The following is a 20,770-nucleotide window of genomic DNA, read 5'->3' as shown; positions in this document are numbered from 1 at the left end:
CGCACGATAAGCGCTGCCACCTCAAGTGACCAGCCCCATAAGCTCGTCGGCCATGAGCAAGTACTGGCTCCTCACCCTGGTCCCGTTCCTCGGCGGCCTCGTCCTCACGGCGTACGAGGCACGGATCGCCCTCACCGAGCATGTGCTGCGCCGCATCGGCCGCCGTGCGGAGGCGGTCGTGACGGGTCACACCGCGTCTCGGGAGGGGACGTATCCCTCCCTGCATCCGGTGGTGCGCTGGACCGACGAGCACGGCGAGCAGCAGGAGCACGCGGTCGTCGCCTCGGGACCGGGCGCGCACCGGCTGTCGGAAGGCGCGGTGGTCCGCATCATCCACCCGCCGGGTGTCCCCGGCACGGCGGCGCTGGACACCCCGGAGCGTTACAGGACGGCGGTGTTCGGGATGTGGCTGGGCGTACTGCTGTGGGTGGGCGCGCTGGCGGCGGTGCTGATACGGATCGCGACGCTGCTGCCGACGTATCACTACTGACCGCCGGTATCCACCGCGCTCACTAACCGCTGCCCCTTCTGACAACCGTTGGAAAAATAGAAAGCCGGATAGAAAGAAAGCGCTGTCACGCATCTCGACAACCCCGCACACCACACTCGATGCTTCGTGATGGCACGCGGGGGGCGCGATGGGCGAGCCACTACGTCTTCAGCCCGGCCGCCCGTTCAGGGACAGGCGGTCGAGCCCCACGGAGAGGCGGACAGGACAGCCATGATCCGACGCAGAACGCTGCTGACAGCCGCAGGAGGCACCCTCCTCGGCAGCGCCCTGGCGACGGGCACCGCACGCGCGGACGCCACGATCGCCGTCACCCCCGGCACGTCGTACGGCACTTGGGAGGGCTGGGGCACCTCCCTCGCCTGGTGGGCGAACGTGTTCGGCGCGAGGGACGACTTCGCCGACCTCTTCTTCACCACCAAGTCGACGACCTACAACGGCACTTCGCTCCCCGGCCTCGGTATGAACATCGCCCGCTACAACCTGGGCGCATGCAGCTGGAACACCGTCGGCGGGCAGTCGATGGTGGCCTCCGCCAACATCCCCGCGTTCAAGCAGATCGAGGGCTACTGGCAGGACTGGAACAACGAGGACCCCACCTCCTCCGCCTGGGACTGGACCGCGGACGCCACCCAGCGCGCGATGCTGACGAAGGCGGTGGCGCGCGGCGCGACGACGGAGCTGTTCGCCAACTCGCCGATGTGGTGGATGTGCTCCAACCACAACCCCTCGGGCGCCTCGGGCGGCGGCAACAACCTCCAGACCTGGAACTACCGCCAGCACGCCTCCCACCTCGCCGCCGTCGCCCTCCGCGCCAAGAACAACTGGGGCGTGAACTTCGCGACGGTCGACCCCTTCAACGAGCCCTCGTCGTCCTGGTGGACCGCCACCGGCACCCAGGAGGGCTGCCACATGGACTCGACGGTCCAGGCCGCCGTACTGCCGTACATGCGCAGCGAGTTGAACAGCCGAGGGCTGACGAGCGTGCGGATCTCGGCCTCGGACGAGACGAGCTACGACCTCGCCCGCACCACCTGGAACTCCTTCAGCTCCACGACGAAGGGGTACGTCAACCAGGTCAACGTGCACGGCTACCAGGGCTCCGCCGGCCGCAGGGACCAGCTCTACACGGACGTGGTGACGACAGCCGGCAAGAAACTGTGGAACTCGGAGACCGGCGACAGCGACGGCACCGGGTACAACATGGCCTTCAACCTCCTGTACGACTTCCGCTGGCTGCACCCGACGGCCTGGGTCTACTGGCAGGTCATGGACCCGAGCGCGGGCTGGGGCGTGATCAAGTACGACGCGAACACCCTGAAGGCGGGCGCGATCGAGCGGAAGTACTACGTGCTGGCCCAGTTCAGCCGCCACATCCGCCCCGGCATGCGGATCCTGGACACGGGCGTGAGCTATGCGACGGCGGCATACGACGCGACGGCGAAGCGGCTCGTCATCGTCGCCCTCAACACCTCGACCTCGGCCCAGACCCTGACGTTCGACCTGTCGCGCTTCACGACGGTGACGGGCGGGACCGGCGGCCTGGTCCCGCGCTGGAACACGGTGACGACGGGCGGTGACGCGTACCGGTCGTACTCGGACAGGTATCTGAGCGGGAAGTCGGTGGCGGTGCCGTTCGCGGCGAAGGCGGTGCAGACGATTCAGATCGACGGGGTGACGATCTGAGGGAGCGGGCCGGGGCGGATCACCGGGGCGGAGCCGGCTGATCAGGCCGGCTCCGTCGGCTCCGTCGACGAGGGCGAGCGGTCGCGGGCCGCGGTCTGGCGCACGTGCTGGTGGAGCTGCCAGGCCGTGACCGCGACGATCGGTACGACGACGACGGGCACGATCCACGACGGAACGCCGATCCACACGGCCGGCAACCCCACGCCCGCACAGGCGACCGTCATGACGATTAGCAGCGTCTTCCCCAACGGCCGCCAGGTGAACGGCTCGTGACCGAGGGGCCGGGCGATCCGCACCGCGCCGAACCCGAGCCCCAGCGCCGCGAGCAGTCCCAGGAACGTGCCGATGGCGTACGTCATCTGGGGCTCGTCGCGTGGCGCGTCGGAGGTGTTCTGCCGTAGCTCCCCCTTGCCCACCGTCATGACCTCGCCCCGCCAGAGGGTGCCGGTGATCCGGTCGCCCGGTACGAGCCGCTCCAGCACCGGGTCCGGATCACCGAAGGACACGGTTCCGCTCCAGACGGGGGCGCCGTCCAAGGTCGCGGTGTAGCTGCCGCTTCTCTTGCCCGGCTCGTTCCTCGTGCGCTCGACGGTGAGGGCGACCGTGAGCAGGCAGTCCTCTGCCGCCGCCCTTGCCGCCGATCGGTCCGGGCACGGCTCGGCGGCCCGGTAGTCCTGATACCTCTCGACGTCGGAGGGCAGCCAGGCGGAGAACACCAGCCAGCCGCCCACGGCCGGGACAACGGACAGCAGGACGAGCAGGACGCCCATGAGTCGCGCCCGTATCGAGGACCGCGGAGTCGTATCTATTCCGGTCACCGTCATCACAAGCCCCCGTATCGCTGTGCCGTGGTGTTGCCGTTGCTGTGGTGTCGCCGTCGCCGTCGTCGTTGCCCACCATCTTCATCCACTCCGGCGGCCGACAGGGCGGGCCAGGGCTCCGCCGAGTGTCCTGGCCTGCGTATATCTCTCCTCATTGAGCCATCGGCAGTACGGTGTCCCCCATGCGCCCCGACACGCCTGCCGAGAACGTCGACCACACCGCCGAAGCGGCACGCCTGGAGCGAACCGCCGGCCTGTATCCCGAGGACGCCGAAGCCCTGCTCCTGCAGGCCGCGGCCCACCTGGAACTGGCCGGCGACCGCCCCGCGGCGACCGCCCTCTACGACAGCCTGCTGGCATCGCAGACCGCCCTGGAGAACCCCTTCCTGGTACGCGCCCTCAAGGCGTCGAACCTCTGGGAGTACGGCCATGAGGCAGAGGCCCGCGCCATCATCGAGGGCGTCCGGGCGGCGTCACCGCGGGACCCGGCGCCCTGGGTGATCGTGGCGGAGGCCCTGGAGGCCCACGACGAGCTGGAGGCGGCCCAGGAGACGTTCACCGAGGGCACCCGCCTGCTCCTGGCGGACGTGCAGGAGCCCCCGTACTCCACGCATCCCCTGCTGTTCGGCCGCCACCGGGTCCGCCGCATGCTGGGCGCGGGCCACGACGACTGGGACATGCTCGCGGACACCCTCCACACGTCGCCGGTGCCGTTGGACGAGCTGCACGACCCGAAGCGCGTCTGGTCCCTGGGCTCGGACAACCCGACGGAACTGGCGGCGGAGATCTCCCGTCTGCGGGCAGAGCTGGGCACGTTCAGGGAGGCCCTGTCCCGCCCGTTCCCGGTGGCGGTCCTGCACTGGCCGTCGGCCGAACTGACGGAACTGGTCACGGCGTATCCGACGCTGGCGGAGGAGTACCCCTCCCACGAAGAACACCTCGCGACCATAGAGGCCTCCCTGCGGGAGCTGGCCGCCTCCGGCACCCCGAACCTGGGCATCGTCACGGGCACCGTCCCGTCGTACGAGGCCTTCGCGGCGTCGGAGGGCGCGTCACCCGGCGACGGGGCGCTGCTGCCGCAGTACGCGACGACCCTGGCGGCCCGGGGGCGCGCGGTGGCTTGGCCTCCGCAGCGGGGGGCGGTTTGCTGGTGTGGGTCGGGGCGGGTTTATGGGGAGTGCCACGGTACGCAGGAATAGCGGAGCCGTGGGGGCCGGACATGTCCCAGCCAGGCTTTTCGGTCGCGTTACTCTTCGCCGCCGTCTGGCTGGGCACCGGCTTGAGGATCATCCACGCCGCGAGGGGCCCGTGGTCCACTCCGCCCAGGTCGTACCGAGCGCGAAGTCACGGTTGCCCACAGGACCATCAACCTCACCTGCTACAACAGAACCACTGCTGTGTGTGAGGGTCCACATGAGGGGTGGGGGAAATCAGCGTGGCTCAGCCGGGGGATCTGTCGCAGCCTGTCGCGGGTGTTTACGAGGAACTCGTCACCCAGCGCATGCAGGCGCAGATAGAGCAGTTGAACGCAGCGGGTTGGAAGGCCATCGATGACGATGTCAGCGAAGAATCGTCACCCCATGTACTCGCCCGGCATATCAGTCGTGCTGTGAGACAGCGGCTCAGCCAGCTGCCCCACGACAAGCGTGTCGCCGTAGCCAACCAAATCATCGAGTCACTCGTATCCGATCCTGACGACCTCGGAAACAGTGATGCCGTCGAGTTGATCGCCGATGGACCTCGCCAACTCCTCGCACTGGCTGAGAAAGAGGCACCCGGCGTCTACGCGGTACGCCCGCTCACGCCTCTTTCGGAGACCGCCCTCATCACCAATGCTCCCGAGGACCCGAACCTCGGCAGTGAGCTGCGAGCTGAGCTGGCCACGGCGGACCGTATCGATCTGCTCTGCGCGTTCGTGAAGTGGTACGGGCTGCGCGTACTCGAAGACTCGCTCCGCGCCGCGGCGGAACGTGGCGTTCCCATCCGAGTCATCACCACCACGTATATCGGCGCTACTGATCGCCATGCACTTGACCGACTCGTCCGCGACTTTGGTGCTCAGGTCAAGGTCAACTACGAGATCCGCTCGACACGCCTTCATGCGAAGGCCTGGCTGTTTCGACGCGAGAGTGGCTTTGACACGGCGTACGTGGGCAGTTCCAACCTGTCCAAGGCCGCTCTACTCGACGGCCTGGAGTGGAACGTGCGGCTGTCCTCCGTGGCTACTCCGGCGGTGCTCAACAAATTCGAGGCGACCTTCGACGCGTACTGGAACGACATCGCTTTTGAGCCCTACGACCCGGATCACGACGCCCGGAAGTTGGACGAAGCACTGGGCCTGGCGGGCGGGTCGCCGTCCAACCAAGACTCCAAGATCACCCTCTCCGGTCTAGAGGTTCGGCCGCACCCCTACCAGGCCGACATGTTGGAGCGGCTACACGTCGAACGCGAGGTCCGCGGTCGCCAGCGCAACTTGCTTGTCGCCGCGACCGGTACGGGCAAGACCGTCATGGCCGCCCTTGACTACCGCAACCTCTTCAGGCAGGGCGGTGGGAAGCAGTGCCCGCGGCTCCTTTTCGTGGCACACCGCAAAGAAATCCTGAAGCAGTCGCTGCGCATGTACCGCGAGGTACTCGATGACGCATCCTTCGGGGAAGCCCTCTACACCGGCGAACTACCGCGCGACTGGAAGCATGTCTTTGCGAGTGTGCAATCGCTCACCGACCAGCGACTCGACCAGTTCGATCCGGAACACTTCGACATCATCGTCATCGACGAGTTCCATCACGCCACGGCTGCCACCTATCGCCGCGTGCTCAACCACTTCAAGCCGAAGCAACTCCTCGGTCTCACCGCCACTCCCGAGCGCGCGGATGGGCTTAACGTCCAGGACGAGTTCTTCGATGGGCGAATCGCCGCTGAGATGCGACTGTGGGAGGCCCTCGACAACGACCTCCTCTGTCCGTTCCACTACTTCGGCGTGCCTGACGGTACGGACCTCACTCGACTCAACTGGCGTTGTGGGACATACGACCAGAGCCAACTCGGCGACTTGTTCTCTGCCGATCACGCCCGGGCCCGCATCGTCATCAAGCAGGTCCGGGACAAGGCGTCCGATCCGATGAGCATGCGGGCGCTCGGATTCTGCGTCAGCAGAAAGCACGCCCACTTCATGGCGCAGCGCTTTCGGGATGCAGGGTTCAAAGCCGAGGCCTTGGACAGCGCGTCGAAACCCGAAGTCCGTGACCGGGTACTGTCCCAGCTCAAGGCCGGCGAGATCCAAGTCATCTTCTCCGTGGACCTCTTCAATGAGGGCTTGGATATCCCCGACGTCGATACGTTGCTCCTCCTTCGTCCGACGAGCAGCGCCACTGTCTTCCTCCAGCAACTCGGCCGAGGCCTACGCCGCACGCCCGACAAGCCGGTACTCACTGTGCTCGACTTCATCGGTCAGCATCGAGCCGAGTTCCGGTTCGAGGAGCAGTTCCGCGCGATGACCAACCTGTCGCGTAACCGGCTCCTTGAGCATGCCGAGCATGACTTTCCTCTGCTGCCCTCGGGCTGCCAGATCATCCTTGAAGGCAAGTCCAAGGAACTGGTGCTGAACAACATCCGCACCCAGATCAAGGCGACCGTCCAAACCCTCGCTAAGGAAGCCAAGGCCTTCGATACGCCGCTCCTCGCGGATTACCTCAGGGAGAGTCGTCGCGAGATCAGGGAGCTGTACAAGTCGCACAACTCCTGGACGTCCGTCCTGCGACGCGCTGGTCTGACCGACCATCCTGAACAGCCGGGTGAGGAAGACCTGTTGAAACGCGTGCATGCGTTCTTGCACGTCGATGACCTCGAGCGCGCCGAAACGTACACCCGCTTGCTGAGCGATGACGCACCGACATACGAGTCGCTGAACCCGAGGGACAAGACATACGCACGGATGCTCTTCTTCAATCTCTGGGACAAAGCTGGTGGGTTCACCTCCTACGCACAGGGACTCGAATCGCTCCGTGCGCAGCGAGCCCTGCGTGACGAACTACGGCAGGCAATTGATCACGTGATGGGGCGAGCCGATCACTTCCCCATCCCGCTAGAAGGTCCGCATGCCCACATCCCCTTGAAGATCCACAGTGCATACAACCGCTCTGAGATCCTGGCCGCGCTTGGGGTCGCCCGCCTCGGTGGTCAGATGCCTGGCTCCTTTGCACAGGGTGTCCTGTGGGACGAGCAGAATCAGACGGATGCCCTGCTGATCACTCTCGAGAAGAACGAGAAGGATTTTTCGCCCACCATTCGATACAAGGATTACGCGCTCAGCCCCTCGCTGTTCCACTGGGAGTCACAGAGCACCACCGCAGACACTTCCCCCACAGGGTTGCGCTACCGGCAGCACCAGCAACGGGGAAGCCATGTGCTGATGTTCATGCGGCGCTACAAGGACACCGACATCGGCAAGGCCCAACCTTGGATGCTGCTCGGGCCAGCAACCTTTCTCCGGCACGAGGGCAGCAAGCCCATGGCCATCACCTGGCAACTACATCAGGAACTGCCTGCGGATGTGTGGTCGTACTCGGGCATCACGTCGGGCTAGGCCTCACCTCAGACGACCTCGCCGAGCGCTGCCTCAAAGTGAGTCTGCGCCCGGTCGAGCACGTCGTCGGGGTCATAGCCGCATGCATGGAGCCAGTGCAACAAGTCGACCATGACCCCGATAGCGGCCTCTTCTGCGGCTACCGCCCTCAGCGCACTGCTGCCGCTGGGCAGGGCACAGGCGGCAGGGACATCGGCGGTAGCAAGTTCGCACCACACCACCTTCGAGTCGCCTTGAAGGAAAACCCCCCAACGGTGATCCGACAGGATGTCGACGAGAGCCACTCCGCGGCCCGATTCCATCCCTGCACCCGCAGCGAGCAAAGTGGGCAGTGCGCGCATATCGGGGTCCTCAACCTCCAGGCGCAGATACGGCTCGCGAAGCGCCATGCGCAGCGTCACGGGAGTTCCTTCCCCGACGTGCCGGATGACGTTGGTGACCAGCTCTGATACGCAGAGCTGTGCCACATCAACGTGAGCGTGAAGTCCCCACAGGATGAGCCGGATCCGCAACGTCCTTCTCAGCTCGGCGAGTTCACTCGGCTGAGCAGTGAACAGGTGCACCCAGGGCTCTCGTCCCACACCTTCGCTCACGTAGATCACCTTCGACCGCCTCCCACACGCTGCGTTGCGCGCTGTGCACGCTCTGATGACTCTCAGTGAGAGATTCGCAGCGACCGTCCCGCCGTGCAACATGCACGAAGGGATTCCCTCCTTAGAGTGATTGGACTTTCGCCTCTCTTCCGATGGGATGGAACATCCGCTATTTCACGAGGAGTTGCTGTGGCCGGATCTCCCACGGCTAGACGCCGCCGTCTTGCAATCGAGCTCAAGCGGCTGCGCGAAGAGAGTGGCCTGACCTGTAGCCAGGTAGGCAAGGCACTGGACTGGAGCAGTTCCAAGGTCAGTCGGATGGAGACGGGGCAGGGACGAGTTCAGCCCTCAGACGTTGACGGCCTGTGCCGCTTCTACAGCGCCTCCGAGGAACTGCGCGAACTCTTGAAGTCTCTGGCGAAGGAGTCCAAGACAAAGGGCTGGTGGCACGCGCACGGCGACGCGATCCCCACGTGGTTTTCGGTGTACGTCGGCCTCGAACAGGCCGCATCTCATCTGCACACCTACCAAGCCGAGTTCATCCCGGGCCTCCTGCAAACTGGCGAGTATGCGGCTGAGCTGAGTCGCGCATGGGTCGACCACACTCCCGAGGACATTCAGCGCATGGTCGACGTCCGGATGCGCCGCCAAGAACTGCTCACCAGCGAGGACGCGCCCGACCTGTGGGCGGTCGTCCACCAGAGTGCTCTGCTCCACACGGTCGGCAGCAGCCAGGTCATGACTCACCAACTCGAACGTATGCTGGAAATGCAGAAGTTGAAGAACGTGACCGTTCAGGTCCTGCCGTTCAATGCGGGCGCCTACCCCACCACGGGGTCGTTCACGGTCCTCGGCTTCCCGGAGCAGGAGGACCCGGACTTGGTCTACCGAGAAGGGCTCAGCGACTCGGTCTACCTCGAAGAGCACAAGGACGTGGCCCTCTACACGAAGGCATTCGACCATCTCAGAGCCTTGGCTCTCAGCCCGCAGCGATCGGCCCTACTGATCACCAGACGCTTGGAGGAGCCCTCCCGATGACGCCGCCGTCGAGCATCCAGTGGCGCAGGAGCAGCTACAGCAATGGCATGGGGGGTGAGTGCTTGGAAGTTGCGACGGTCACTGCAGCAGTCACGGTGCGCGACTCTAAAGTCGCCTCAGGGCCACAACTCACGTTGAGCGCGACTACCTGGCAGAATTTCATACAGGCTCTGACAGTCCGCGTGGGAGATGTCACTAGCTGACCGGCTGCAATGGATCACGAATAATTTCTCCGGCCCTGTGTAGGAAAGCGGCGTAGGCCTGGGTCATCTCACCTCTAGCCTGGTCAAAACTGGACCATTCCACGTCCAGGCCTACGGCACTCGCGCCAGCCGCCTGCGTCAAAGCGCCCACCACTGCCATCGACTTCCGCGTTACGGCATGAGCGAGCTCGTAAGCCTCACTGGGACCCCAAAGAGCCAGTTGGCTTGTTTTCGCCTTAAGGTCAACAGTGCGCTCTCGAAACTCACGCCCAGCGGTCTCATCAAGTCCGACCCCACCTCGCACTTCAGGCGCGATACGCACCAGCACTTCATCCAAGGCCGCATAGGCCGTAAGGAGAGCAGAAAACGCCTGGTGGCGCTGGCTACGCACCCACTGCCAATGTTCTGCCGCCGCCTGCCCATGCACCTGCGCCAACGCTGCCTCAACTGCCTTACGCCCACCGGCTTCGGCCCCACGCTTGGCGTACATCCCGGCGATGACAGCACCGATGACCGCGGCTGCGAAGGCGATTACAGCCGCGATGACCGTCCCCGTCGAGTCACTCATCGCGCCATCCTCGCCTGGATGTGGCGCGGTCACAACGGTCCCCTTAGTAACTTGCTCAACTCCCAGCACTCCATGGGCTCTCAGACCATTAGCCTCTGATCATGACGACGCCCACGACCGGGTTCACGCCCGGTGACATCCTCACGCGCGCGCAGATCCACCCCGTCCTCGGCGGCAGCGGCTTCGCCGGAATCTGCCCAGCCAGGGAGAAAAGGAACGTTCTCGTATTCTCCGACAGCAAAGTAGGCAAGCGGTATGGATACCGGGACGGATGGCTCACCGAGGACGACTCCTTTGGCCCCATATTCACTTACACCGGAGCCGGGAAGCGTGGCGACCAAACCTTAGAGGGCGGAAATCTCGCCATCTTAGAACATACAAATATGGGTCGCACCCTGCATGTGTTCGTCGCCGTGGGCAATGTCCCGGGAAGCGGCACGCGAACACACAAATACATAGGCGAATTCAAGGTTGATGAACATAGACCGTACGACATACGGGAAGCCAAAGATGAACTAGGTCAAGACCGCAACGTCATTGTTTTCCGATTGCGCCCCACCGGTCCATACATACGGGAAGAATCTGACACACTGCCTCTGGCGCCCAGGCCTCGGATTCGTTTCCAGCGGACCGCAGGAAATATCGCTCGGGCATACCGGCGCAGAAGACGTCAGCGCCAACCACAAACCGACCTCACCCGAATAGAGGCCCTTCGCGACGATCTAGCCGAAGCCTTTGAGGAACACGAAACCGCAGCTGGGATGACCATAGGGCAGATGGAGTTATCCCTGCAGAACTCAGCGGATCAGCTCTCTTTCGAGATATACAACCAAACAAACCACACGGTTTACCAACCAACGGGTAGCGCAGCGGCCGACTCAATTACTCAGGCCCTCGCTCAACTCCTGCATGCACAGCACCATTTGAGCAGTGCAGCCCCCGGTCACCCGCTCCACCTGATGGTGCTAACGCCTGCGCTCCCTCGCGAAGACCTGCGCAGCCTGCTCGCCGAGCACGGAATTGGCCTTGTGTACCGTAACGACAGCGGCGGCTTCTCTGAATTCACGGGAGGCCCTATCGCGACCGGCGCTCCTCGGTCTTTCCGCTGCTTGGATTGCCCCGTGCCCGCCTAATATGCCACTTCCCGCCTTACGGGCTCGGGCAGCCCCCGACACGGGGAGACTGTCTTGGGTGGACACGCCAAGCAGGGTCGACTGCACATCAGCTCCCCTAGCGTGCGACCGGCCCTGCCGTCCCACCTCGCGACGGGTCGCATGGCGACGCTGGACCCCGAGGCGACCCAAGGAAACGATCTCCAACGTCGACAGTGCAGGATAGGACCATGACAACCAAGGTCTACTTCGACATCACCATCAACGACGAGCCCGCCGGCCGTATCAACTTCAACCTCTTCGACGACGTCGTCCCGAAGACCGCGGAGAACTTCCGCGCGCTGGCCACCGGCGAGAAGGGCTTCGGTTTCGCCGGCTCGTCCTTCCACCGGGTCATCCCGGACTTCATGCTCCAGGGTGGCGACTTCACCCGGGGCAACGGCACGGGCGGCAAGAGCATCTACGGTGAGAAGTTCGCCGACGAGAACTTCAAGCTCAAGCACGACCGTCCGGGCCTGCTGTCCATGGCCAACGCGGGCCCGAACACCAACGGCTCGCAGTTCTTCATCACCACGATCGTGACGGGCTGGCTGGACGGCAAGCACGTGGTCTTCGGCGAGGTCGCCGACGAGGCCAGCATGGCCGTCGTCAGGAAGATCGAGTCGCTCGGCTCGGGCAACGGCGCGACCTCGGCGAAGATCACCATCGCCGAGTCCGGTCAGCTCTGACACCGGTAGCCTCCGCGGACGGCCGGTGCGGTGTTCATCGCGCCGGCCGTCGCGTATCGGTCAGGTCGGTCAGGTCGGTCAGGTCGGTCAAGGGATCAGCAAGTACACCTTGCAGTCCGCGCACCCCTTGTGCTCGCTCAGCTCGGTGTTCCCGGCACTGTTCTCGATGGTCATCTTTCCGGAGGCATGCTTCCAGCCCTGCCACTTCCCGTTGACCTTGATACGGACCCAGGCGTGACCCGAGCAGTCGCCACCCGAGTACTTCTTGGTCCATGAGGTGTACTCGTCGCTGAAGGCGTAGTACTTGGAGCCACAGCTGCGAGTCCAGAACTCGTCGTCGGAGGCTGCCGCCGGTGATCCCACGGCGATGACCGCGCCGAACGCCGCGGCGAGGGCCACGGCGCCGAACTTCAGTCGATTACCCATGTGTTGTTCCCCCATGGTCGTGGAGTGTCGTCGAGATGCCCAGCTGGCACGGGCTGTGGCCCGTGTCGCCCGTGCTGGGTCGTTGCCCAGCGTGATCCGTTTCGACCTCGGGGGGTACCTGCAAAGTTGCAGGATGCGCCGGGGTGAGGGCCGCTTTCCCTGGTCCGCTTTGAGTAGGAGTACTCATGCCCGGCTTGTCGATCAGGCACAGACTTCGGGCATGAGACGACGACTTACCGGACCCACCAGGAAGAACAACGTTATCGGCCGTACGGCGCTGGCGGCGCTGTGTGTGCTGGGACTTGCCGCCTGCGGGACCGCGCGGGCGGGCGACACGGAGTCCGAGCGGGCCGCAGTCCGGGCCGAGAACCGGAGCACAGCCTCCCCCGCCGCCCCCGCCTCCAAGGGCGCTGCGGAGACCGAGGGCGCCGACTTCCTCCCGTTCATGGAACTCCTCCTCGACATCGCCGAGCCGTGCCTGCCGTCGGATCCCCCGACCGCGACTCCGCCGGAGGAGTTGGAGGCGGAGTCGGCCGAGGAGAGGGAGCCCCGCGGTACCGCATCGCCCGAAGAGCCGCTGCCCCTGCCCGACGACCCGATACCCACCAGCGCCCCCCGTGACCCGGAGGACGCCAAGAAGGAGACGGAACTGAGCTCCGTGGAGAAGTGCGAGGCCCCTCTCCACGTCGACCGCATCACCAAGGCCCTCAAGAAGACCCCCGACCCGACACCCGCACAGGTCACCGGGACACTGCACGACCTCGGCTACATCGAAGAGCGCGTCCACACCCCCCGGCACGCCTCCGACCACGTCGAGTTCACCCTCGACCTGCGCCTGATGGACGGCCAGTTGTGCCTGTCCGGCACCACCACCGGGACGAGGACGACCATCGAGGCGTACGGCGGCTCCCCGGAGGTCGAGTGCCAGGACGTGCGGCGCACGAGCTGAGCCACGGGCGCCCTCAACGCCCCCAGTCGGCGCGGGTGAGCGCGTACTCGACCTCCCCGTGCTCCGACCCCTCGATCGCCTCCGGCCACTCACTGCGGAACCCCCGTACGAACCTCAGCCCCGCCTTCTCCATCACCCGCCGGGACCCCAGGTTCACCGCCATCGTGTTCGCGGTGACCCGCTCCACGCCCAGCTCGCCGAACCCCTTGTCGATCAGCGCCCGGCAGCCCTCGGTGGCGTATCCCCGGCCCCAGGCGGCCTTGTTCAGCCGGTAGCCCAGCTCCACGACCTCGGCACTGTGTTCCTCCAGCGGCCGGAACTCGAACCATCCCAGGAAGCCGCCCGTCGTCTTCTCCTCGGCGGCCCAGAAGCCGCGGGTGCCGAGGCAGGGATAGTCGTGGAGGAGGTGCGGGAGGGAACGGGCGCGGATCGCTTCCAAAGACGTCGGCTTGCCGCCGTTGAGGTAGCGCATGACGTCGGGGTCGTTGTCCAGCGCGAACAGGGCCGCAACGTCGGTCTCGGTGAAGGCGCGCAGCCGTAGCCGCTCGGTGGTCAGGAAGACATCCATGGCGCGATCCTCGTCATCGTCCGGCAACACGTCAGCGGCGGTTCGCGTCGTATCCCACCGATCTCGTGAACTCCTCTACGGCCTCCGCCAGTTGTTGCGGCGCTTCCAGATGTACGTCGTGACCGGCCCCCGCCACCACCGTCACCCGCGTGTCCGGGCGCAGCTCCCGCATGTCGGCGGCCTCCGTCGGACGCATCGTGCCGTTCTCGCCCTGGACGACGAGGGTGGGGCAGGTGATGCGCGACCACTCCTGCCAGTAGGCGTTCTCGGCCAGCTCGGCCAGTGACTCGACCATGCGGTCCCGGTCGAAGCGCGGGTGCCAGCCGTCCGCGCGTTCCTCCAGCCCTCTCGCCCACCCCTCATGACCGAGGAAGGCCTCGGCCTCGGCGAGGGACCGGAACGGCGTCGGCCAGCTGTCCAGCCATCCCCTGATCCGCGCGGGTACGTCCGGGCTCGGGCCGGCCGGTCCCGCCTCGACGAGGACCAGCGCGTCCACCAGTTCCGGGCGGGCGGACGCCAGCAGCATCGCCGTATGGCCGCCGAGGGACTGCCCGATGAGGGTCACGGGTCCCGGCGCGAGTTCCTCGATCAGGGTCACCGCGTCCTCGACGTAGGCCGCGCGGGTCACGTCGGGCGGGCGGCGGGTGCTGGCGCCGTGGGCGCGGGCGTCGTACGACACCGCGCGGAAGCCAGAGGTGAGGAGGCGCGGGATCAGGGCGTCCCACTCCCCCATGTGACCGGCCAGGCCGTGCAGGAGGAGGGCCGTGCGGGGCGCGCCGGGGCGGGGGTGGTCGCGGTAGGCGATGCGGGTGCCGTCGGACATGGTGACGTGGCTCAAGGTGCCCCCCGGTTCTCTGTGACGGCCCGTCTTCTGTGGCTGCTCTGTTGCCGGAATTGTGGGCTCCACCACAGCCGTGGAGATCGAGCGCTGTTGGACTCGGCGGTTCAGGAGATCACACCAGGGGGCCCGATGGCTTGGCTGAGCATGCTGTTCTTCGTGATCGCGGCGATCACGGCCGTCGCGCTCACCGGGCGCGGCTTCGGCCGCCTGGCCGACCGTGGCGTACAGCGATCCGGTCTCCCGGTGATACTCCGCAGCGTCGCCTCGCTCGCGGGTGCCGCCGCGGTCGCCTTCTACGCCCTGGGCTGCTGGGGGTCATCGGCGCGATCATGACGGCGCAGGACGGGGGCACGGACTCGGCCCCGCCGCAGTCCTGCCGTACACCGGGCTGGTGGGAGCGGCACGAACAGGGCATTGAGATCGTCGACTGGTCGGTGAGCTACGTCCCGCTCGGGTTCGTGTGCGAGACCAGCGACGGCGGAAGCTACGACAACGGTGACGTGCCGGGGTACGTCAATCCCGCCGCCCTGGGCCTCGCCCTCACCGCCGCCGGGTGCGCCGTCGGCTCGAAATACGCGACGGAGCTCCGCACCCGCAAGCGCGAGGCTCGACAGGAGGGCCGGCAAGAGGGCCAGTAGGAGTGCCGTCCGGACGCGGCGTTAGCCTCGGGACATATCGAACGTGATCGCCAGGAGTCGCAGGCGCGGTACGGGTAGCGCGAGTCACATCAGTTCTCAGGAGGCAGGCATGGCGAAGGTTCCCAGCGCGGCTGTCGCGGCGGGCGGGCTCGTCGGTGGGTACGGGGTGGCCCGCTGGACCGGGAAGCGGCAGCTGGGCGGGGTCGTGCTGGCGGTCGCCGGGGCCGCGGCCGCGCAGCGGTGGCGGCAGCAGGCGGGCGGGAAGGCCGCGGGTGCGCTGACGGCCGCGTATGTCGCCGCCTTCGCGGGGTCGCATCCGCTGGCCAAGAAGGTGGGTGCCTGGCCCGCGGTGTTCGGGGTGGCGGGGGCGGTGGCCGTGGCGTCGTGGGCGGTGGCGGACCGGCAGGGCTGAGGGCGCCCGGTCGCCACCTCTCCGGCAAAGGCCACCCGCCGCTTATATCGCGCGCCCCGACCGACCCCTCGCCGGTACCGTCTCGTCCGACACGAGGGGGAACGGGCAGGATGAGGCTGGGGATCACGGAGCACCGGGTGCGGCTCGGTCCGCAGGAGTACCGGGTGCTTCGTACGACCGGGCTGCGCCGTGCGCTGTGCGGTGACACCGGGCACTGGCTGGACTTCCGGGTGGACCGGGAGGCCGCCGCGGAGCTGGCCGCGGCCTGGCTGCTGGCCGCACGCTCGCCCCGCTCACTGGTGCACGTGCCGCTGCGGAATCGTGGCGAGCGACCCGTGGGTTCCCCTCCGCCCGAGCCGCATCAGGCCCGTGACCTGCTGCTGGTGCATCACTCCCGGCAGTTCCCGGCCTCCCGCTGGAAGGCGGTCCGGGCGCGGCTCGGGCACGGCAGCCCGCGCACGGTCGCATTCCGCCGGGCGGACTTCCCCACCACCGAGGACCGTCCCGTCCCCGGTGCCCATCACGCCGGGTTCCGCGACCGGGTCCGGCTGACCACCGCCGCCGACACCCTCGTGCTGAGCGGCAGCGCCCTGCCCTTCGCGGACGCCGCCGCGGACTTCCTCGACCTGGCCGACACGGGGCCCGGCCGGGACATCCGATGCGGCGGGTCCGACGGGCACGCGTGCGCCGAACTGCACCCGACCTCCGGTCTGTTGGACCCTTCGATGCCCCTGCTGCATGTCGAGTACTGCCCGGACTGGGAGCCCGCCCCGGCAGGCGGCTAGCTCCGGTGCGTCAGCACGTTCACCACCTGCCCGTTCGGGTCCCGCACGAAGAAACGCCGTACGCCCCACTCCTCGTCCCGCAACTCCCGTACGACGTCCGCGCCCGCGGCCACGACCTGCGCGTACACCGCGTCCACGTCCTCGACCTCCACGCTGAGGTCGGGCACGACGGGAGCCGTGCGCTCCTCGGTGAAGAAGCTGATCTGGGCCGTGGGGTTGGCGGGTGAGGCGAGGGTGACCACCCACCCCATGTCCATCACCTCGCGGAAGCCGAGGAGGCCGTAGAAGTCACGGCTGGCCTTCATCGCCTCCTCCGACTCGACCTGGAAGTCGGGCATGATCCGGCGGACGGTCATGGGTGCGTCTCCTCGTAGTCGCCGCGGACTTTCTGTTATCGCAGCTCCCACCCTCGCGTCTCCTGACCGTCCCCAGCCACAGGCACGCGAGGAATGACGCACGTGACTTCGACTTCACTGATCAGCCGCCGCACCATGCTCAGGGCAACCGGAGCCGCCGGTACCGTCGCAGCCTTGGGTGTCGGTACGACCCTGCTGGCGCCGCCCGCCGCGGCCGCCGGCTCCACGTACGCGCACCCGGGTCTGCTGCACACCACCACGGACCTGGCCCGTATGGCGGCCAAGGTGAAGGCGGGCGCCGCGCCCTACACCGCCGGATACGCCCGGCTGACGGCCAACCGGCACGCGCAGAGCGGCTGGACGCCCAACCCGCAGACGACCATCACCCGCGGCGGCTCCGGCCAGAACTACGCGATCCTCTACAACGACATCCACGCCGCGTACCAGAACGGCCTGCGGTACCACGTCAGCGGTGACGCTGCCCACGCCGACACCGCCGTGGCGATCCTCAACGCCTGGTCCGCCAAGCTCACCACGCTCGCCGGCAACGCGGACCGGTTCCTCGCCGCCGGGCTGTACGGCTACCAGTTCGCCAACGCCGCCGAACTCGTCCGCGACCACCCGGACTTCGAGCTCGACCGCTTCAAGGAGATGCTGTCCGGGGTCTTCGCACCGCTCAGCGACAGCTTCCTCGTCCAGCACAACGGCGCGGTGGTCTCCAACTACTGGACCAACTGGGACCTAGCCGCCATGGCCTGCGTACTGGCCACCGGCATCCTCTGCGACGACAAGGCCCAAGTCGGCCGCGCGGTCGACTACTTCAAACACGGAGACGGACTCGGCTCGATCAGGAACGCGATACCTGTCGTGCACGACGACGGGCTCGCCGAGTGGCTGGAGGCGGGGCGCGATCAGGGCCATGCGCTGCTCGGGGTCGGGCTCATGGCCACGTTCTGCGAGATGGCGTGGAACCAGGGCATCGACCTGTACGGCTATGACGACAGCCGCTTCCTCAAGGGGGCGCAGTACGTGGCGAAGTGGAGCATGGGTGGGGAGGTGCCGTTCACCGCGAACACGCGTGCCAAGGGGGCCGTCAATGGCTGGTCGGGGTCGGAGACGGTGGCCGGGGCGGCGGGTGTCGATCCCGGCATGACCCGTCCGATCTGGGCGTTGATCGCCAACCACTACACCAAGCGGCGGGGGTTGTCCGCGTCGTACCTCACCCGGATCGCCGCGAAGTCCTCGCCGGAGGGTGGGGGTGGGGACTATGGGCCCAACAGTGGGGGGTACGACCAACTGGGGTTCGGGACGCTGGCGTTCACGCGGGACCGGTCGACGCCGTCCGCAAGCCCGTCCGCCACGGCGTCCGGTGCGGCACCGGACCCTCGTCCACAGACCGACGCGTCCGCCTCCGCCTCCGCGTCCACGACTCCGGCTTCCGGCAAGGACCTTGCGGCCACGGGGTCCACCGACGTCGTCGCCTGGAGCGCCACGGCGGGGCTCACCGCCGTCGCGGGAGGCCTGCTCCTGCTCCGCCGCCGGGACAAGGCCGGCCGCGGGACCGCCGAGTAGCACGAACCCGGGCGGTTCCTCGCCCCCGCCGCCCCTACCCGTCCCATCCTCCAGGGGCTGCCGCCCCTTCGACCCCGCCCCCAGGGGGCTCCGCCCCCTGGACCCCCATCGGCCCAAAGGGCCTCGTCCTCAAACGCCGGACGGGCTGAAATACCTGGACCGGCGTCGAGAGGCGCGGCCCCCTCCGGGCGGGCTGAAAGACACGGACCGGCATCGAGGGGCGCAGCCACTGCGGGTGGGTGGGGATGGGAACGGCAGATCCTCGCCCTCGGACGCTGGACGGACTGAAATACCTGGACCGGCATCGACAGGCGCAGCCGCCTGCGGGTGGGTGGGTGATCGGGACAGCAGGCCCTCTTCCTCAACCGCCGGGCGAGCTGAAGTACCTGGACCGGCACGAGGGGCGCGGCCACCTGCGGATGGGTGCAGGACCGGGATAGCGAGCCCTCGTCCTCGAACGCTGGACGGGCTGAAAGACACGGCACCGGGATCGCGCGCCCCGTCCCCCGACCGGTCGGCCCGCGCCGCGCGGACCACCGTAGAGCCGTCTCCTGCGACCCCCGGCGGGGCACCACCCGCACCGGCGCAACGGCGAGCAGGGGACGTACCGGGGGGTGTCCGCCCGCAGCGTCGGGCGACCAACCAAGAGCACATCCCCAACCCACAGCACCGCCCGACCGAGGACGGACACCCCCCGGTGCGGCACCGACCCCCAACGACGAGAAGTGCGCAACGCGAATCCCCACCAACCCGCCACGGGCCGCCGCAGGCATCCCCCCACTCACACCGCGGCCGACCGCGTCTCCGAAGCCACCGCCGTCAGCGGGCGCGCGACGTCCTCCAGCGACCTCTGCTCCGCCTTCACCGCCAGCACCGCCGCGACCAGCCCCGCGACGCACATCAGGGCCGCGCCGATCTGGAAGGCGAGCACGGTGTCGCCGACGTGGCCCGTGCCGGTCAGGTCGGCGAAGAGGAGGGGGCCGCTGATGCCGCCCGCTGCCGTGCCGAGGGCGTAGAAGAAGGCGATCGACATGGCGCGGGTCTCCATCGGGAAGATCTCGGAGACCGTGAGGTACGCACTCGACGCACCCGCGGAGGCGAAGAACAGCACCGCGCACCAGCACGCCGTCAGCGTCGTCGCGTCCAGCGCGCCGCGGTCGAACAGCCACGCCGTACCGAAGAGCAGCAGCCCCGACAGCAGATACGTCGACGAGATCATCACCCGGCGCCCGACCGTGTCGAACAGCTTGCCCAGCAGCAGCGGGCCGATGAAGTTGCCGACAGCGATCACCGCGAAGTAGTAGCCGGTGTTGCCGGTCGGGACGCCGTAGAACGTCGTGAGGATCGCCCCGAAGCCGAAGGTGATCGCGTTGTAGAGGAACGCCTGTCCGATGAAGAGAGCGAAACCGAGAATCGCCCGCCGTCGGTACTGGGAGAACACCGTCCGGCCGATCTCGACGAACGTCACGCTGCGCCGCTGATGGATCGTGAGCTCGGCGTCAGGAGACGGCGGCGGCAACGGCTCGCCCCGGTCCGCCTCCACCCGCTCCTCGATCGAGGACACGATGCGTTCCGCCTCCTCGTCCCGCCCGTGGATCAGCAACCACCTCGGACTCTCCGGGACATGACGCCGTACCAGCAGGATCACCAGCGCCAGCACCGCGCCCAGCGCGAACGTCAGCCGCCACCCCACGTCCTTCGCGAACACGGACGTGTCCAGCGCGACGATCGACAGCAGCGAACCCCCCACCGCGCCCAGCCAGAAGCTCCCGTTGATCATGAGGTCGACCCGCCCCCGGTACTGCGCCGGGATCAGCTCGTCGATGGCCGAGTTGATCGCCGCGTACTCGCCCCCGATCCCGAACCCCGTCAGGAACCGGAACAGGAAGAACCACCAGGTGGAGGAGGAGACCGCGGTCAGCGCGGTCGCCGCGAGATACACCGCCAGCGTGATCATGAACAGCTTCTTGCGGCCCCATTTGTCCGTGAGGCGGCCCCAGAAGAGTGCCCCCGCGCACGCCCCCGCCACATACAGGGCCGCCGCCATCCCGGTCACCTGGCCGGAGGAGATCGGCAGCCCGCTCCCCGGTTCCGACAACCTCCCCGCGATGTTGCCGACGACGGTCACCTCCAGACCGTCGAGGATCCACACGGTGCCCAGTCCGATGACGATCGTCCAGTGCCAGCGCGACCATGGCAGCCGGTCGAGTCTCGCGGGGATGTTCGATGTCACGGTCCGGCCCGTCTCGGCCTCGGCAGTGGTCATGGGCTCCCTCCTCCTCGCGTGAGAACCCGGGCCGAGTGCCCAGGAAGGACCCGCCCTACGCCCCGCCGCACGCCCCAGCCCTACACCCGCCCTACGCCCGCCCTACGCCCCCGCC

22 protein-coding genes are annotated in these 20,770 nt (G+C 67.3%); 14 read left to right on the top strand and 8 right to left on the bottom strand.

Annotation, left to right across the window (positions count from 1 at the left end):
• Positions 1-52 precede the first annotated feature (52 nt).
• Positions 53-490 (top strand): DUF3592 domain-containing protein, encoded by a 438-nt coding sequence (locus tag QF037_RS29080; RefSeq protein ID WP_307030173.1) that lies wholly within the window; start codon positions 53-55, stop codon positions 488-490.
• A 231-nt stretch (positions 491-721) separates the two neighbouring features.
• Positions 722-2,194, top strand: coding sequence for a beta-1,6-galactanase (locus tag QF037_RS29075; RefSeq protein ID WP_307030171.1), 1,473 nt, complete (start codon positions 722-724; stop codon positions 2,192-2,194).
• Positions 2,195-2,235: 41 nt separating this feature from the next.
• On the opposite strand, the gene QF037_RS29070 is transcribed toward QF037_RS29075, so the two are convergent.
• Complete coding sequence (locus QF037_RS29070; protein WP_307030169.1) at positions 2,236-3,018, bottom strand: hypothetical protein; 783 nt, start codon at positions 3,016-3,018, stop codon at positions 2,236-2,238.
• Positions 3,019-3,197: 179 nt separating this feature from the next.
• Between QF037_RS29070 and QF037_RS29065 the strand changes: the two genes are divergently transcribed.
• Positions 3,198-4,214: an SEC-C domain-containing protein gene (locus QF037_RS29065; protein ID WP_307030167.1), complete on the top strand. Its 1,017-nt coding sequence runs from the start codon at positions 3,198-3,200 to the stop codon at positions 4,212-4,214.
• 302 nt (positions 4,215-4,516) lie between these two features.
• Complete coding sequence (locus QF037_RS29060; protein ID WP_307037418.1) at positions 4,517-7,600, top strand: DUF3427 domain-containing protein; 3,084 nt, start codon at positions 4,517-4,519, stop codon at positions 7,598-7,600.
• Between the two features lie 8 nt (positions 7,601-7,608).
• Here QF037_RS29060 and QF037_RS29055 read toward each other — a convergent pair whose 3' ends face one another.
• Positions 7,609-8,193, bottom strand: a complete 585-nt coding sequence (locus QF037_RS29055; RefSeq protein ID WP_307030165.1) for an ATP-binding protein — start codon at positions 8,191-8,193, stop codon at positions 7,609-7,611.
• Between the two features lie 189 nt (positions 8,194-8,382).
• Here QF037_RS29055 and QF037_RS29050 point away from each other — a divergent pair, with 189 nt between their 5' ends.
• Positions 8,383-9,231, top strand: a complete 849-nt coding sequence (locus QF037_RS29050; protein ID WP_307030163.1) for a helix-turn-helix domain-containing protein — start codon at positions 8,383-8,385, stop codon at positions 9,229-9,231.
• Positions 9,228-9,434 carry a DUF397 domain-containing protein gene (locus tag QF037_RS29045; protein WP_307030161.1) on the top strand — a complete coding sequence of 69 codons (207 nt, stop codon included), beginning with the start codon at positions 9,228-9,230 and terminating at the stop codon, positions 9,432-9,434. The genes QF037_RS29050 and QF037_RS29045 overlap by 4 nt, the downstream gene beginning before the upstream one ends.
• Here the strand turns inward: QF037_RS29045 and QF037_RS29040 are convergent.
• A complete protein-coding gene (locus QF037_RS29040) occupies positions 9,427-10,002 on the bottom strand; it encodes a hypothetical protein (protein WP_307030160.1) in 576 nt (191 codons plus the stop codon). The genes QF037_RS29045 and QF037_RS29040 overlap by 8 nt on opposite strands.
• Positions 10,003-10,103: 101 nt before the next feature.
• On the opposite strand from QF037_RS29040, the gene QF037_RS29035 reads away from it, so the two are divergent.
• Positions 10,104-11,135 carry a hypothetical protein gene (locus tag QF037_RS29035; protein WP_307030158.1) on the top strand — a complete coding sequence of 344 codons (1,032 nt, stop codon included), beginning with the start codon at positions 10,104-10,106 and terminating at the stop codon, positions 11,133-11,135.
• Between the two features lie 209 nt (positions 11,136-11,344).
• A complete protein-coding gene (locus QF037_RS29030) occupies positions 11,345-11,842 on the top strand; it encodes a peptidylprolyl isomerase (protein ID WP_307030156.1) in 498 nt (165 codons plus the stop codon).
• Between the two features lie 87 nt (positions 11,843-11,929).
• Here QF037_RS29030 and QF037_RS29025 read toward each other — a convergent pair whose 3' ends face one another.
• On the bottom strand, positions 11,930-12,268 hold the full coding sequence (locus QF037_RS29025) for a hypothetical protein (protein WP_307030154.1): 339 nt from the start codon (positions 12,266-12,268) through the stop codon (positions 11,930-11,932).
• A gap of 220 nt (positions 12,269-12,488) precedes the next feature.
• On the opposite strand from QF037_RS29025, the gene QF037_RS29020 reads away from it, so the two are divergent.
• Positions 12,489-13,217 carry a hypothetical protein gene (locus QF037_RS29020; RefSeq protein WP_307030152.1) on the top strand — a complete coding sequence of 243 codons (729 nt, stop codon included), beginning with the start codon at positions 12,489-12,491 and terminating at the stop codon, positions 13,215-13,217.
• Between the two features lie 13 nt (positions 13,218-13,230).
• Here QF037_RS29020 and QF037_RS29015 read toward each other — a convergent pair whose 3' ends face one another.
• Together QF037_RS29015 and QF037_RS29010 are read right to left on the bottom strand one after the other, a co-directional pair.
• A complete protein-coding gene (locus tag QF037_RS29015) occupies positions 13,231-13,785 on the bottom strand; it encodes a GNAT family N-acetyltransferase (protein ID WP_307030150.1) in 555 nt (184 codons plus the stop codon).
• A 31-nt stretch (positions 13,786-13,816) separates the two neighbouring features.
• Positions 13,817-14,608, bottom strand: a complete 792-nt coding sequence (locus tag QF037_RS29010; protein WP_307030148.1) for an alpha/beta fold hydrolase — start codon at positions 14,606-14,608, stop codon at positions 13,817-13,819.
• Positions 14,609-14,755: 147 nt separating this feature from the next.
• Here QF037_RS29010 and QF037_RS29005 point away from each other — a divergent pair, with 147 nt between their 5' ends.
• From QF037_RS29005 to QF037_RS28990, 4 genes are all read left to right on the top strand, one after another.
• Positions 14,756-14,959, top strand: a complete 204-nt coding sequence (locus tag QF037_RS29005; RefSeq protein ID WP_307030146.1) for a hypothetical protein — start codon at positions 14,756-14,758, stop codon at positions 14,957-14,959.
• A complete protein-coding gene (locus QF037_RS29000; protein ID WP_307030144.1) occupies positions 14,956-15,264 on the top strand; it encodes a hypothetical protein in 309 nt (102 codons plus the stop codon). The genes QF037_RS29005 and QF037_RS29000 overlap by 4 nt, the downstream gene beginning before the upstream one ends.
• A gap of 109 nt (positions 15,265-15,373) precedes the next feature.
• Positions 15,374-15,676 carry a hypothetical protein gene (locus QF037_RS28995; RefSeq protein ID WP_307030141.1) on the top strand — a complete coding sequence of 101 codons (303 nt, stop codon included), beginning with the start codon at positions 15,374-15,376 and terminating at the stop codon, positions 15,674-15,676.
• A 110-nt stretch (positions 15,677-15,786) separates the two neighbouring features.
• Entirely contained in the window at positions 15,787-16,461 is a 675-nt protein-coding gene (locus QF037_RS28990; protein ID WP_307030140.1) for a hypothetical protein, read from the top strand.
• Here the strand turns inward: QF037_RS28990 and QF037_RS28985 are convergent.
• Positions 16,458-16,817 carry a VOC family protein gene (locus tag QF037_RS28985; protein WP_046263735.1) on the bottom strand — a complete coding sequence of 120 codons (360 nt, stop codon included), beginning with the start codon at positions 16,815-16,817 and terminating at the stop codon, positions 16,458-16,460. The genes QF037_RS28990 and QF037_RS28985 overlap by 4 nt on opposite strands.
• Before the next feature lie 93 nt (positions 16,818-16,910).
• Between QF037_RS28985 and QF037_RS28980 the strand changes: the two genes are divergently transcribed.
• On the top strand, positions 16,911-18,389 hold the full coding sequence (locus tag QF037_RS28980; RefSeq protein WP_307030137.1) for an alginate lyase family protein: 1,479 nt from the start codon (positions 16,911-16,913) through the stop codon (positions 18,387-18,389).
• Positions 18,390-19,170: 781 nt separating this feature from the next.
• Here the strand turns inward: QF037_RS28980 and QF037_RS28975 are convergent.
• A complete protein-coding gene (locus QF037_RS28975) occupies positions 19,171-20,655 on the bottom strand; it encodes an MFS transporter (protein WP_307030135.1) in 1,485 nt (494 codons plus the stop codon).
• Between the last annotated feature and the right edge of the window lie 115 nt (positions 20,656-20,770).

The organism is Streptomyces canus (assembly GCF_030815415.1).
GTDB lineage: Bacteria > Actinomycetota > Actinomycetes > Streptomycetales > Streptomycetaceae > Streptomyces > Streptomyces canus_F.
The sequence above is the reverse complement of the archived record's forward strand: the minus strand, read 5'-3'. Positions and strand labels throughout refer to the sequence as shown.

Coding starts and splice junctions, on each gene's coding strand:
- QF037_RS29010 (WP_307030148.1), bottom strand. CDS start 14,608: ATGTCCGACGGCACCCGCATCGCCTACCGCGACCACCCCCGCCCCGGC.
- QF037_RS29005 (WP_307030146.1), top strand. CDS start 14,756: ATGGCTTGGCTGAGCATGCTGTTCTTCGTGATCGCGGCGATCACGGCC.
- QF037_RS29060 (WP_307037418.1), top strand. CDS start 4,517: ATGCAGGCGCAGATAGAGCAGTTGAACGCAGCGGGTTGGAAGGCCATC.
- QF037_RS29080 (WP_307030173.1), top strand. CDS start 53: ATGAGCAAGTACTGGCTCCTCACCCTGGTCCCGTTCCTCGGCGGCCTC.
- QF037_RS29065 (WP_307030167.1), top strand. CDS start 3,198: ATGCGCCCCGACACGCCTGCCGAGAACGTCGACCACACCGCCGAAGCG.
- QF037_RS29045 (WP_307030161.1), top strand. CDS start 9,228: ATGACGCCGCCGTCGAGCATCCAGTGGCGCAGGAGCAGCTACAGCAAT.
- QF037_RS29030 (WP_307030156.1), top strand. CDS start 11,345: ATGACAACCAAGGTCTACTTCGACATCACCATCAACGACGAGCCCGCC.
- QF037_RS29000 (WP_307030144.1), top strand. CDS start 14,956: ATGACGGCGCAGGACGGGGGCACGGACTCGGCCCCGCCGCAGTCCTGC.
- QF037_RS28980 (WP_307030137.1), top strand. CDS start 16,911: ATGACGCACGTGACTTCGACTTCACTGATCAGCCGCCGCACCATGCTC.
- QF037_RS28990 (WP_307030140.1), top strand. CDS start 15,787: ATGAGGCTGGGGATCACGGAGCACCGGGTGCGGCTCGGTCCGCAGGAG.
- QF037_RS28995 (WP_307030141.1), top strand. CDS start 15,374: ATGGCGAAGGTTCCCAGCGCGGCTGTCGCGGCGGGCGGGCTCGTCGGT.
- QF037_RS29025 (WP_307030154.1), bottom strand. CDS start 12,268: ATGGGTAATCGACTGAAGTTCGGCGCCGTGGCCCTCGCCGCGGCGTTC.
- QF037_RS29035 (WP_307030158.1), top strand. CDS start 10,104: ATGACGACGCCCACGACCGGGTTCACGCCCGGTGACATCCTCACGCGC.
- QF037_RS29020 (WP_307030152.1), top strand. CDS start 12,489: ATGAGACGACGACTTACCGGACCCACCAGGAAGAACAACGTTATCGGC.
- QF037_RS29070 (WP_307030169.1), bottom strand. CDS start 3,018: ATGACGGTGACCGGAATAGATACGACTCCGCGGTCCTCGATACGGGCG.
- QF037_RS29040 (WP_307030160.1), bottom strand. CDS start 10,002: ATGAGTGACTCGACGGGGACGGTCATCGCGGCTGTAATCGCCTTCGCA.
- QF037_RS29015 (WP_307030150.1), bottom strand. CDS start 13,785: ATGGATGTCTTCCTGACCACCGAGCGGCTACGGCTGCGCGCCTTCACC.
- QF037_RS29075 (WP_307030171.1), top strand. CDS start 722: ATGATCCGACGCAGAACGCTGCTGACAGCCGCAGGAGGCACCCTCCTC.
- QF037_RS28975 (WP_307030135.1), bottom strand. CDS start 20,655: ATGACCACTGCCGAGGCCGAGACGGGCCGGACCGTGACATCGAACATC.
- QF037_RS28985 (WP_046263735.1), bottom strand. CDS start 16,817: ATGACCGTCCGCCGGATCATGCCCGACTTCCAGGTCGAGTCGGAGGAG.